12 protein-coding genes are annotated in these 12,622 nt (G+C 62.8%); 4 read left to right on the plus strand and 8 right to left on the minus strand.

Going from position 1 to position 12,622, the window contains the following annotated elements; genetic code table 11:
• Window positions 1-36 precede the first annotated feature (36 nt).
• The 3 genes from BN2476_RS14125 (at window position 37) to BN2476_RS14135 (ending at window position 4,041) form a co-directional block, all read left to right on the plus strand.
• Window positions 37-327, plus strand: coding sequence for a XapX domain-containing protein (locus BN2476_RS14125; RefSeq protein ID WP_087734796.1), 291 nt, complete (start codon window positions 37-39; stop codon window positions 325-327).
• Entirely contained in the window at window positions 324-2,210 is a 1,887-nt protein-coding gene (locus BN2476_RS14130) for an amidohydrolase (protein ID WP_087734797.1), read from the plus strand. The genes BN2476_RS14125 and BN2476_RS14130 overlap by 4 nt, the downstream gene beginning before the upstream one ends.
• Window positions 2,211-2,454: 244 nt before the next feature.
• Window positions 2,455-4,041 (plus strand): Na+/H+ antiporter, encoded by a 1,587-nt coding sequence (locus tag BN2476_RS14135; protein WP_087734798.1) that lies wholly within the window; start codon window positions 2,455-2,457, stop codon window positions 4,039-4,041.
• 28 nt (window positions 4,042-4,069) lie between these two features.
• On the opposite strand, the gene BN2476_RS14140 is transcribed toward BN2476_RS14135, so the two are convergent.
• The 7 genes from BN2476_RS14140 to mscL form a co-directional block, all read right to left on the minus strand.
• The gene (locus tag BN2476_RS14140; protein ID WP_087734799.1) at window positions 4,070-4,681 is read right to left on the minus strand and encodes a DUF4136 domain-containing protein; all 612 of its coding nucleotides are present in this window, start codon (window positions 4,679-4,681) and stop codon (window positions 4,070-4,072) included.
• 49 nt (window positions 4,682-4,730) lie between these two features.
• Window positions 4,731-7,181 (minus strand): CHASE2 domain-containing protein, encoded by a 2,451-nt coding sequence (locus BN2476_RS14145; protein ID WP_087734800.1) that lies wholly within the window; start codon window positions 7,179-7,181, stop codon window positions 4,731-4,733.
• On the minus strand, window positions 7,181-8,560 hold the full coding sequence (locus BN2476_RS14150) for a FecR domain-containing protein (protein ID WP_087734822.1): 1,380 nt from the start codon (window positions 8,558-8,560) through the stop codon (window positions 7,181-7,183). The genes BN2476_RS14145 and BN2476_RS14150 overlap by 1 nt, the downstream gene beginning before the upstream one ends.
• A 65-nt stretch (window positions 8,561-8,625) precedes the next feature.
• Window positions 8,626-9,324 (minus strand): response regulator transcription factor, encoded by a 699-nt coding sequence (locus tag BN2476_RS14155; protein WP_087734801.1) that lies wholly within the window; start codon window positions 9,322-9,324, stop codon window positions 8,626-8,628.
• Window positions 9,325-9,394: 70 nt separating this feature from the next.
• Complete coding sequence (locus BN2476_RS14160) at window positions 9,395-9,802, minus strand: hypothetical protein (RefSeq protein WP_087734802.1); 408 nt, start codon at window positions 9,800-9,802, stop codon at window positions 9,395-9,397.
• Between the two features lie 460 nt (window positions 9,803-10,262).
• Window positions 10,263-10,403, minus strand: coding sequence for a hypothetical protein (locus tag BN2476_RS46470; RefSeq protein WP_160111715.1), 141 nt, complete (start codon window positions 10,401-10,403; stop codon window positions 10,263-10,265).
• A gap of 102 nt (window positions 10,404-10,505) precedes the next feature.
• The gene (gene mscL, locus BN2476_RS14165; protein ID WP_087734803.1) at window positions 10,506-10,952 is read right to left on the minus strand and encodes a large conductance mechanosensitive channel protein MscL; all 447 of its coding nucleotides are present in this window, start codon (window positions 10,950-10,952) and stop codon (window positions 10,506-10,508) included.
• A 445-nt stretch (window positions 10,953-11,397) separates the two neighbouring features.
• Between mscL and BN2476_RS14170 the strand changes: the two genes are divergently transcribed.
• A complete protein-coding gene (locus BN2476_RS14170) occupies window positions 11,398-11,670 on the plus strand; it encodes a hypothetical protein (protein ID WP_087734804.1) in 273 nt (90 codons plus the stop codon).
• Between the two features lie 198 nt (window positions 11,671-11,868).
• Here BN2476_RS14170 and BN2476_RS14175 read toward each other — a convergent pair whose 3' ends face one another.
• Entirely contained in the window at window positions 11,869-12,093 is a 225-nt protein-coding gene (locus tag BN2476_RS14175) for a hypothetical protein (protein WP_087734805.1), read from the minus strand.
• Window positions 12,094-12,622 lie beyond the last annotated feature (529 nt).

Consider the following 12,622-nt stretch of genomic DNA (forward strand, 5'->3'; position numbering starts at 1 on the left):
ATTCGCACGACGCGTGAACCACAGGAATACGAGCCAATGAAACTCTATCTTTTCTCCTTGCTGGCTGGCGTGCTGGTTGGCGTGATCTACAGCCTCATCAACGTGCGTTCCCCTGCACCGCCACTTGTCGCCCTTGTCGGCCTGCTCGGCATTCTCGGCGGCGAACAGATCATTCCCGTCGCTAAACAGATGCTGTCCGGCAGCGGCTTCCACACGGCGTGGACCGACTCGAAGTGCACGCAGCATATGTTCGGCTCGCTGCCCGGACGCCAGTCGGGCAACAGGTCGCGCACTGCCGCAGCCAATTCATCGGAGAAGCGCTCATGAGCACTCACGTTGACGATACGCCCGATCTGATCCTGCATCACGGCCGCTTTACCACGCTCGACAGAAGCAAGCCCGAAGCGACGGCTGTCGCGATACGCGAAGGCGTGTTCAGCGCCGTGGGCGACGACGCCGAGATCCTGCCGCTCGCAGGCAATGCGACGAAGGTAATCGACCTGCAGGGCCGCCGCGTCCTGCCTGGGCTGATCGACAATCATCTGCACATTATTCGAGGCGGCCTCAACTTCAATATGGAGTTGCGTTGGGACGGCGTTCCGTCGCTTGCTGTCGCGATGGAGATGCTCAAGCGTCAGGTGGCCATCACGCCGCCGCCGCAATGGGTGCGCGTGGTCGGCGGCTTCACGGAACATCAGTTCGCCGAGAAGCGTCTTCCCACGATCGAAGAACTGAATGCCGTTGCGCCCGATACACCCGTGTTCATTCTGCATCTGTACGACCGTGCAATGCTCAATGCGGCTGCGCTGCGCGTGGTTGGCTATACAAAAGACGCGCCGGAGCCGCCCGGAGGCGAAATCGTGCGCGATTCGGCGGGCAATCCGACAGGCCTGCTGCTCGCAAAGCCCAATGCCGGCATCCTCTATGCGACGCTCGCAAAAGGGCCAAAGCTACCGCTCGAATATCAGATCAATTCAACGCGCCACTTCATGCGCGAATTGAACCGGCTTGGCGTGACAGGCGCGATTGATGCAGGCGGCGGTTTTCAGAACTACCCCGAGGACTATGAAGTCATTCAGAAGCTCTCGGACGAAGGCTTGCTGACGATCCGGCTCGCTTATAACCTCTTCACGCAAAAGCCCAAAGGCGAAAAGGAAGACTTTTTGAACTGGACGCGCACGTCGAAATACAAACAGGGCAATGACTATTTCCGGCATAACGGTGCCGGCGAAATGCTCGTGTTCTCGGCGGCGGACTTCGAGGACTTTCGCCAGCCGCGCCCCGATATGAGCGCTGAGATGGAAGGCGACCTCGAAGAAGTCGTTCGTGTGCTCGCGCAAAACCGTTGGCCGTGGCGCATGCATGCGACTTATGACGAGACGATCAGCCGTGCGCTCGATGTGTTCGAAAAGGTCAATCGCGATATTCCGCTCAAGGGTCTGAACTGGTTCTTCGATCACGCGGAGACGATCAGCGAACGGTCGATCGATCGTATTGCGGCACTCGGCGGCGGCATTGCCGTGCAGCATCGGATGGCGTATCAGGGCGAGTACTTCGTCGAGCGTTATGGCGCCGCGGCAGCCGAAGCGACGCCACCCGTCGCGCGTATGCTGGAGAAAGGCGTGAAGACATCGGCGGGCACTGACGCAACGCGTGTCGCCTCTTACAACCCATGGGTCGCGCTCTCGTGGCTCGTCACGGGCAAGACGCTCGCGGGACTGAGGATCTATCCGCAGCGCAATTGTCTGGACCGTGAGACCGCGCTACGCATGTGGACCGAGAACGTCACGTGGTTCTCGAATGAAGAAGGCAAAAAAGGCCGCATCCAGGCAGGGCAACTCGCCGATCTGATCGTGCCGGACCGCGACTATCTGAGCTGCCCGGAGTCCGATATCGCCGGTACGACTGCCGTGCTGACCGTGGTCGGCGGCAAGATCGTTTATGCGGCCGGTCCTTTTGCGGATCACGATGCGCCGATTCCGCCCGCGATGCCGGACTGGTCGCCCGTGCGCGCATACGGCGGCTATGCGGGATGGGGCACCGCACAAGGCACGCCGTTGCAGCGCAGCCAGAACGCGCTGGCCTGCGGCTGTGCGAGCGCCTGTGGCGTGCATGGTCATGCGCACGCGCGAGCATGGTCGAAGAGCGTGCCCGCGTCCGACCTGAAGAGCTTCTGGGGCGCACTGGGTTGCTCGTGCTGGGCCGTTTAAAGTCCGGCTGTCCGATATCGGCATGATGCCGCGCGCTCGAATATGTGACGCGCGCGGCATCGTTATCGAACGCTCTTCAACAAGCCAGGCATCAACATCTGTGCCCGCGTTCTGAACGCGGGCTTCTTCAAGCAACAATACCGGATATTGGTGGCAACATCGCATCGCACTGGCCAGTACGACGCGCGCGAACGCGTTGCCTCCGTTTCTCCCAGCGTCCAATGTTTGCCGGATAAAGTCCCGCATGAATAACGTCGACCTCTTTCACTACATATTGCTGCTCGTTTGCGGTGCGGGAGTGCTGACATGGGTTGCCGGGCGCATGGCCATTCCGCCCGCGGTGATACTGCTGTTCGGCGGGGCCGCCGTCGCGCTGATGGGACGGCACACGACCGTCGACATGGACCCCAACCTGGTGCTGACGGCCGTCTTGCCTCCGCTGCTGATGTCGAGCGCGTTCTACACCGCGTGGTCGGATTTCCGTCGCGAGGTCTTGAGCATCCTGTCGCTCGTGCTGGGAGCGGTTGCGTTCACCACCGTCGCGGTCGCCGTCACCGTGCACGCCTTCGCGCCCGCGTTGGCGTGGCCCGCCTGCTTTGCGCTTGGCGCAATCGTCTCGCCGCCGGACGCGGTGGCCGCGAAAGCCATCCTCGATCGCAACCCGCTTCCATCGCGGCTCGTTACCGTGCTCGAAGGCGAGAGTCTCGTCAACGACGCAACGGGTCTTCTCCTCTATCAGATGTCGATTGCCGCCGCTTTCACCGGGCAATTCACGGCGAGCCGCGCGACGGGCGTTTTCCTGATACTGACGTTCATCGGCATCGCCGTCGGCATCGCGTGCGGACAGGTCATGATGTGGCTGATCAAGCGAGTCCCGGACCCGATGCTTCGCATCGTGCTCACGTTCCTGATGGCATGGGCCAGCTACAGCATCGCGGAAGAGCTCGGAGGGTCAGGCGTGCTGTCCGTCGTCACGTGCGGTCTGATGCTCGGCGTGCGTCAGCATCGTGCGTTCGATGCGCACACGCGCATCAAGGCGTCGGCAACGTGGGAAGTGATCGTGTTCGTGCTCGATGCGCTCGTGTTCATTCTGATCGGACTCGCGCTGCACGGAATCGTCGAGCGGATGGGCGACACGCGCTCGATGCTGTCGACGGGCGCGAGCGTCGCGTTGCCCGCCATCGTGGCCGTGATTCTGTCGCGTCTCGTGTGGGTCGCGATCGGGATTTATCTGCCCTCGCGCATCGCGTCCGGACACCGCAATGCAGGACGCCCATGGCGTCCCGGCGAAATAGCCGTTCTCGGTTGGGCGGGCGTCAGAGGCGTGGTCAGCCTCGCCGCGGCACTGGCATTGCCCGAGCAGTTTCCGGATCGCGACGCCATCGTGTTCAGCACCTTCCTCGTCATCTTCGGAACGCTCGTGATACAGGGCGGCAGTCTCGGCGTGCTGATCCGCCTCATCGGTCTTCGGCCGATGCGTGGCTCGACGATGTCGGAACTGGAAGCACGCTCGCATACGTTTCGTGCATCGTTGAACGAGCTGGAGAAGATCAGCAAGTCGGCCGGGGGCGAGGACAAGAACCTCGTTCGACGGCTCATCGACGAATACGAGGTGAGAGTGCGCAACAACGAGAAAGCGCATTCGGAAGGCAGCGAACACATCGAACTGCGAGCGCGCCATCTGCGTCTCGAACTCGATCTCGTTGCGACTTCGCGGCAAACGCTGCTGCGTCTGCATCGCGAAGGCAAGATAGAAGATTCCGTGCTGCACAGGCTGGAGGCCGAGCTCGATCTCGAGGAACTGCGCCTGCATCGGCTGCTCGAACCGTAATGGGCGGCGCAGCCTTCCCTGTCACCTGTCACTGGTCGACGTGCTTCACCGTGACCACGCGCGGCACCTGCTTGTCGGCTGCATCGCCCGGCCGCAACTTCACTCGCCACGCGCCGTACTCCGCGAACGGAAATTGCGCCAGCGCCCCCTTCACGAGCCACGGAATGGGATGCCCGGTGTCGGCATCGCGGTCGCGGCTCGTCGCCGTGACCTTGTAGACCTCCTTGCCGCTTGCCGCTTCGAAGAGCCGCAACGTCATCGAATGCCGATACTCGCGCCCGAACAGCGAAAAGCCCGTGCCCGCAGCACCGTCGCATGCGTTCCCGCAATCGGCCGTGCTGACGCCGACGGCGGCGGGCCGCGTGTCATACGCGAGCGACACCAGATAGCTCGCGTGATCCGCCGTTCGATCGACGAGCCCATAGTTCGCAAGCTCGCTTCGAACCAGCGCTTCGTACTGCTCGCTCGCGGGATGCGCTTGCGGCCACGGGGCACGCGCGAACGCATAGGTACGCTCGCCCTGCAGCACGACGGGCGCTCCCGATGCGTGCACATCCGTCGTCACATCGGCGCAGCCTGCGAGACCGACGACACTCGCAAGGACCACTGCGGCGCTATACGTCACTTTCTTCACTTTCATCTCGCTTCGATTGAGTAGAGTTCGCGTACCGTTCAAGTTCGTGCGCCGTTCATGCGTGCGCGTCGGCCTCGTCGAGCACCGGCAGCGAAATCGTGAAGGCCGTCCCTTTGCCCGGCGCGCTCTCGACGCACACATCGCCGCCGTGCCGCGTCACGACCGCTTTCACGAAGGCCATGCCGAGCCCCGTGCCGGCGACTTCCGGCCGCTCGGCTTCGTGAAAGCGCTGAAAGCGCTCGAACAGATGCGCCTGATCTTCGGTTGAAATGCCATAGCCCTCGTCGCGAATCGTGCAGCTCACGCGCGCCGGCGATGCGCCCGAAGCACCGCGCTCCTGTGCGACGGTGCACGTGATGCGCGTATCGGACGGGCTGTACTTCACTGCGTTGTTCAGGATGTTCACGAGCGCGCGCGTCATCAGCGAGCGGTCCGCGTTGATCCAGTGGCCGTCGCCCTGCTCGTCGTATGCCGCTTCAAGGCGGATGCACTTCGCCTGCGCCTGAGGCCAGACCTCGTCGCTGGCATCGATCACGAGTTCGACGAAGCTCACGGGCTCGAGCACATAGGCCTGCGATTCGGCGCGCGCGAGCTGCACGAAATCGTCGGCGAGCGTGAGCGCGCGTTGCGCGTAGCGTTCGATGCGGCATAGAAAATCGCGCATGCGGTCGGACTCGAGCTTGCGCGCCCGCTCGATCTCGACGAGCGCCAGTATCGATGCCTGCGGCGAGCGCATGTCATGCGACAGCAGGCGCAGCGCGTCCTCGCGCAGACGCTCGGCCGCATGCAGGGCCGTCACGTCGACAAGGCCCGCAATCCAGCCGATCGCCTCGCCTTGCGCGTTCGTGCATCTTGCGTAACGCAACAGGTGATCGCGCTGGTTGCGATCGCGCACTTCGATGCCCTGCTCCATCATGCCGGCAAACGCAATCCGCCCTGGATCGAGTATCGCGGGCCAGTGCGCGTGTCCGAAGCCGTCGGCCTCCGCGCTCGAACCGATCGCCTTCACAAAGACGAGATCGCCGAGCACTTCGCGCATCTGCCGCCCCTCGGGCCTCGGCGCGCCCAGTCCTGCGAAGTGTGCCTTCGCCGCATGGTTCGCGATCAGCACGATACCGCGCACATCGCTCACGAGAATCGGCTCCGGCACGCTGTCGAGGCTGTCCCACACGAAGCGCTTCATGTCCTGCACGCGCCGCGCCGCCTGCGCCATCAGCGTCATGTGCTGCGCAAGCACGTCGCCGCCGAACTCGCGGCTGCGATGCGGCGCCTCGGGCAACAGATAAGGCTCGTCGGCGAGGCGCTGCAGTTCCTTGCGCAGATACGACATCGTCATTTCGAGCCGACGCCAGTTCCACATCGGGTACACGGCGATCAGTCCGACGATGGCAGGCACAGGCGAAATCCAGAGCCGCAGTCCGTACAGCAGCGCGGCGCTGCCGACGACCATCGCCACGCTGAGCACGAGCGTCATCAGCAGCGAACGCAGCGGCGACAGCACGAGCAGGCCCGCGAGCAGCACGCCGAGCGGCACCAGCGACGCGGCGCACACGAGCGCCCGGCGCGCGGGCTCGATCTCGCGCCCCGTCACGAGCATATCGAGCACGTTCGCGTGGATATAGACACCGGGCAACGGGCCGAGCTGACCCGATACGGGCGTCGAAAACCTGTCGTAGAGCCCCGATGCCGCCACGCCGATCACCACGATCTTGCCGCGCAGCATGTCTTGCGGCACCTCGCCATCGAGCACGCTCGCGAACGAAACCTTCGGATACGACTGCGCGAGCGGGCTGAACGGAATCAGAAAGCGCCCTTCGCCATTGCCGTCGACTCTCGTTCGATCCGGCGACGCCGCAGCTGTGCCGGGACCGTCCGCGAGCTTCAGCTCGCCCCGCTTGAACGCGCGCCATACGGGCACCATCAGCTGCGGCCAGCGCATATGCGCATCGCCTTCGAACAACGCGACACTGCGCACGATGCCGTCGCCATCCACTTCGAGGTTGATATGGCCGAGCCCCGCGGCGGCCTGGGCGAGCGGCTCGACGGGCCTGACTGCGACGCGCGTGCCGCTCGCATCTTCAGGCGTCAGGAGAACAGGCAGCCACGTCGGGTTCGCGGCGATCGATTGCGCGAGTTGCGCATCGTCTTCGGCCGGCTCGGTGAAAAGCACGTCGTAGACCACGGCAGCGGGATGCGCTTTCGCGATTTCGTCCAGCAGCCGCGCATGCACGGCGCGCGGCCAGGGCCAGCGCCCGAGCCGCGCGATGCTCGCGTTATCGATTTCGACGACGGCGATCTCGGGCAGCACGGGTTGCGCGCGCCAGCGCAGGAAACGGTCATAGACGAGGTGATCGGCGCTCACAGTCAGCCTGCCGAGCGAGCCGAGCAGAACGACCACGACGCCGAGGCAGCCGATGCACAGCCATTCGAACAGGAAGCGGCGCCCGACTGGCCGCCCAAGACGTATGCGCGGATCGAAGCTCATGCGCGGGCCGCCCGTGGTCATCACCGGGCCAGTGTAAACGAGCGGACTGAACTTCCCTTCTGATAGAACCGGCCGTTCTCGAACTGCTCGGCGATCACGGTCCAGTAGTAGACGCCCGGCGGCAAATCGGACACGGCGATTTGTCCCGCCGCGAGATCCGCGCGATCGACGATCGGCTCGCGCAAATCGTCGGTGGTGGCCAGCACGAAGCGGAACCGCGTCTCGACACCCGGACGGCTCGCCGACAGCCAGCGGAACTCGAAGTCGCGGGTGCCGGGGCGTTGTCCCGCCGACGCTTCGAGTGCGAACTGGCGGCGCTCGAATGCGTAGATCCGCGGCAAACCTTCGAGGCCGATGTCGTCGATCGACGCAATGCGCACAAAGTAATTGCCGTCCGGCAAGTCTTCGAACGTTGCGTGCGGCGCGCTCACGCGCTGGTCGCGGATCAGGTCGAACAGGTCGGCGTCGCGCGCGATCTGCACGCGATACGCGTGGGCTTTGTCGGATGGCACGATAGCGAACGAGACGTCGTTCGCGTCCTGCACCTTGCCGGGCTCCGCGAGCGCGGGTGACGGCAGCAAGGCCACGGGCACGCCGACGCCGCCCGTCGCGCGCGTGACGTTGCCGAACTTCGCGCCGATCAGTTGCGTCGACGCCTGCAGCGGCACGCCCGGCGCACGCGGGCGCACGCGTGCCGCATCGACGCCGACGGCACCATCGAGCACGGCGACAGCCGTCGATTGCTCGCCTCCGTCATAGCTCACGCGAAAGCGGGTGCCACGCACGCCCGCCACCACCGAAGGCGAGCGGATCTGAAAGCGATCGTCCTTCTTCGTCGCATGCGTAACCTCGCTATCAACCTCGCCTTTCCTCAGCTCGATCACGCGATCCTGCGAACCCGTCGGCACGGTCTGCCTCAGCGTGCCGATCTCGATCGTGCTGTCCTGCGGCACCGACAGGTGCGAGCCGTCGTCGAGTTCCAGCGTGACGAAGCCGTTGTGGCCCGTGCGCACGCGGTCGCCTTCGACGAGCGTCATGCCGACCGTGACGGGCACGAACGCGTTCTGACGGAATGCATGTTCGGCGGGACCGCTCATCGCGACGACGCGCGCGGTCCTGGGCTCCTGCTTCAGCAACGCGACGGGCAGGATCAGCTTCGCACCCGGCTGAAGATGAAGCGGGTCCTCGACGTGATTGAGCTTACGAAGCACGACCCAGTCGCGCGGGTCGCGCAGGTAGCGATCGGCGACGTCGTAGAGCGTGTCCCCGGCACGCGCCACGTAGACCGTGGATGCAGCAGGCGCACGCTTGACGGCCGTCTGCGCGTCGGCGCACGCGGGCAGCAGCGCCAGCGCGGCCATCAGACACGCAATGATGCCGCGCAACGCGAATGTCACCATCCGGACGGAAACGCGCGGCGTCGCCGGCGACGATACGCGCGATGCGATGTCCGCTACGGCAACCGTCACGCATCCCCCTTTTCGAGCCGTTCGAGCCGGTAGCCGTAGCCGTAAATGGGCGTGAGCCGATAGCCCTTCTCAGGGCGAAGACCGAGCTTTGCGCGCAGCATTGATACGTGCGTGTCCATCGTGCGCGACGGAATGTCGATGTCCTGTCTCCAGATCGCTTCGAGGATATGCGCGCGCGACAGCGGCTGGCTCAGATGCCGGAACAGCAGCAATGCGAGTTCGAATTCCTTCTGCGTCAACGTGACGGGCAGGCCGCGAGCGACCACCTGCTTCGATCCCAGCTCGAACTCGAATTCCCCGAAGACTTCCCGCGTCGCCGCCTGATTGAGCTGATAGGCGCGACGCAGCAGCGATCTGACGCGAGCGAGAAGCACGCTCGTCGCGACGGGCTTGACGACATAGTCGTCGGCGCCCATGTTCAGCATCGCCGCGATGTCCGTCTCGCGGCTGCGGCTCGTCATGAACAGCACGGGCAGACGGTCGGACAGGCTCTGACGCACCCAGCGCAGCACCTCTTCGCCCGACATGTCGGGCACGTTCCAGTCGAGCACCAGCAGATCGAATGTCTGACGGCGCAAATGCTTCACGAGCGCCTGGCCTTCAGCAAAAGCATGGCAATCGTGTCCATCTACCGCCAGCGACTGACAAACGAAGTCGGCTTGCGCCACATCATCGTCCAGCACTGCAATTCTCATAAGACCCCGCACGCGAAATCACTCATCGGGCAGACGGACGCACCGAGTCGTCCGGGACGCGCTCTGTCCATCATGCCTTTGCTCCAGCGCCACTCAGGGCCGCCACCTTGTCGTCAACGTTTTCCTTCGGCCGCAGATGCGCGCTCAGCGCCGCCTCCAGACCCACCCTCACATGCTCCCATGCGGCGTGCGCGTAGTCCGGCTCGCGCGACGCCCACTCCTGCGCGAGGTCGAACACGCGGCGAACCGTCGATGCGCAATTCGTCAGACCGGCATCGCCGCCCGCCGCACAATCGCGCAGCCACTCGGCGAGCCACGGCATGTCCAATGCACAGGAATCCGCATAGGCTTCCGTCGCCGCGCGAGCGTGATAGTCGCTCGCCGGATCCAGCTCGATGCGCCGCCCGTCGCTCCCGACTTTGCGCGCCTCGTTGCCGGTCTTGAACGGAATCCTCGTCGTGCCTGGTCTGAAAAACATCCGATCCCTCGGTGAACAACGACTTCGAGTCCCTCTTTGTGCCAGCTAGCCTTCGCAGCCCGAAAAATTGTCATCCGGCGTCCGACGGATTTTGACAATTTTGCGCACAGTATAAAAAGAGGGCGCAATAAAATCATTTAAAGATTGTTAGATCGGTTCGCCTAACCGATTGCTTTAGCCCGCAGGGGCCGCCCGCAAGGCGGCGCTGTCGATGGCGGCGCCCGTCGCCTCTCGCCTGTCGCGGGCTGTGATCGCTCGCTGCGAATCACGCCGGACAGGCTCTGAACTGTGGCCATCAGCTGTCAAATGGCTGACGGTCGCGAACCGACTGGATCGACCATTGAGCAGACGAGGCCGCGTCGATCGCAGCGATCCCGCTCACCCGCGCTGGCTCGCCGCTCGCGGCAGTCGAACTACCGGATGGCTGCCGGCAAGCACCGGCAACCGATCGGCAGATGAGTTACGGATGCACGACGTGGGGCAGCGTTCCACCCGCGCCGCGTGCGGCCACGCCTTCCTGCAGGATGACGCACATGCTCGTGAACAGGACGAGGATGACGAGCGCCATGCTGCACAATCCGATGATTCTCCAGGTCTTCATCTTCGCCATCCGTGTGAGCAGCGTGCAGTGGGCGCGCGTTGCGAATGAAAGGCCTCGGTATTGCTGTGAGTCGCGGCGCAGGTCGCGCCGTGAGTCGAACTTTCAGGAAACGCGGCCCGTCACGGCATCGCGAATCTCACGCAGCAGCAGCACGTCTTCGGATGGCGCGGCGGGTACGGGTGCAGCGACCGGGTCCGGATTGCGCAGGCGATTGATGAACTTCACCATCATGAAGATGATGAAAGCGAGGATGATGAAGTTGATCAGCACGGTGATAAACGAGCCGTAACCGAACGCCGCGACGCCGGCAGCCTGTAGATCTTTATAGGAGTCCGGGTTGCCCTTGAAGGTGGACGGTATGTCGCCAAGGCGTACGAACATGTTCGAGAAGTCGAGGCCGCCCGTCGCGACGCCGATCACGGGCATGATCAGATCCTTCACCAGCGAACTGACGATGCCCGAAAAGGCACCGCCAATGATGACGCCGACAGCGAGATCCATTACGTTGCCCTTGAGGGCAAATTCCTTGAATTCCTGAACGATACGCATCGGCTTTCCCTTGTCTTTTTTCGAGCAAATTGCAATGACTTATGCGTGACAACTTGATGACCATTGTGCGGCAGTCGCACGCTTCAACGATCATCGGGACGCTGGATAGTCCAGTCTGGTAGTTCTCCCTGATTGCCTTCGTATTCGATGAAATTCGAATCGCGGTAGGTACTATATGAGATCCGCAAATCGAATTCTTTTAGCAATTGTCAAGTCGACGAACAAACACGAATGACAATTCCCGTTTGCGCCTTTGATGCAATGACGTATCGGAAGAAGACGGCCATATGCTCGTCGTGCGAAAACTGCACTAACATTATTTAAAAAACGAACACATCGGGTTTTGGTAGTCTTTTGACGTCAGGAATCGATCGTCGTATGTGAACGAGCGGTGCAACAGCTTCGCAGCCTGCGCAACGTTGTCCGATAACGCGAGGGATTCATCATGCTGATGTGGATTGCAAACTGGGCAGCACGCCACGCGCCGACGCCCGAGAAACAGGCCGAGCGCGCGGTGGATGAACTGCGCATGGAATTGTTCCGTGCCGAACAACAGGTACTCGACGCACAGCTGCGCGCTGAGTACTACCGGTCGCGGCTTATCTTCCTCGAAGATGTCACGAGAAAGGGCATCGAGGCGGTGTCCGACCAGCGCAAGGAACAACAGGACGTGTCACTGCCGACGCGCCCGGGACCCAGGCTCACTGCCGCGCAATAACGGCATCTCGACTTGCGACGTAGCGAATGTGTCGAAAGCCGAAGGGATTTGCGAGCAAATCCCTTCGGCTTATTTGAATGATCGGGAAAGACATCGCGGCTGCAACTCTGCCGCGATGTAAGTCTTCACACGGGCAGCCAGCACATCGACGAGTTCAACCGCTTTTGTCTCATGCACCGGCTGGCATGCGGAACGCGGTTACGCCTGAGAACCTGAAGCGTCATCCGCTTGCGGATCGTCGGCTGCCTCTTGCGCGACGTCCTTCTTCTTTTCGACCAGCGACTCCAGCGCGCCTGCGCCTTCGAAGCCTGCCACGGCGGCCGCTGCCTTGGTCAGCAGACCCGCATCCGGATCAACCTTTTCGAGCGCTTCGACTGCCGCTACCGCGCCCGCTATTTCGCCCACCTTGTCGAGGATTCCCATACCACGCTCCCTTAAAAGATCTGTTATTCGCATCGAGCCACGCCGAATACGCGCTGCCGTCACACGCTCCCAATGGCATCTTCGTTCACAACTCAAAAAAAGAAGCCGCAGCCACGGCTGCGGCTCTAAATGCCACTTGCGGTACGGTCACCGCGACTTCATTCTCGTTCGTTGTCCCGCAAGCATCAACGGTGATCGCGCAGATTTAACTATCTTTGAACATCTGGCGCTGTAGCCCGCGCATCTGTTCGCCGCATGAGTTTTTGCTGACCGTGCGAATCGACGAAGGGCACAGCCAGATTGCGTGCGACGCGTCGCGCGAATCGTATGCATCGAAACGCGACCGATGCGTGTCAGGGTTCATGTGCAGCCGGCGTGCAATCAGCGAACCTGACGCATCGCCCGATGCCGTTGATTGAAAATTTTCCCCGCGCTTGAAACCTCACTTGCTTCGTCGCCTATCACCGTCGCCTGTGATCCGCGATGCACGCCACGCCGGGCGCGCAAGATGCTAGTATCCCGAGTTAAA

Origin of the sequence: Paraburkholderia piptadeniae (assembly GCF_900007165.1) — a bacterium.
GTDB classification, from domain to species: Bacteria; Pseudomonadota; Gammaproteobacteria; order Burkholderiales; family Burkholderiaceae; genus Paraburkholderia; species Paraburkholderia piptadeniae.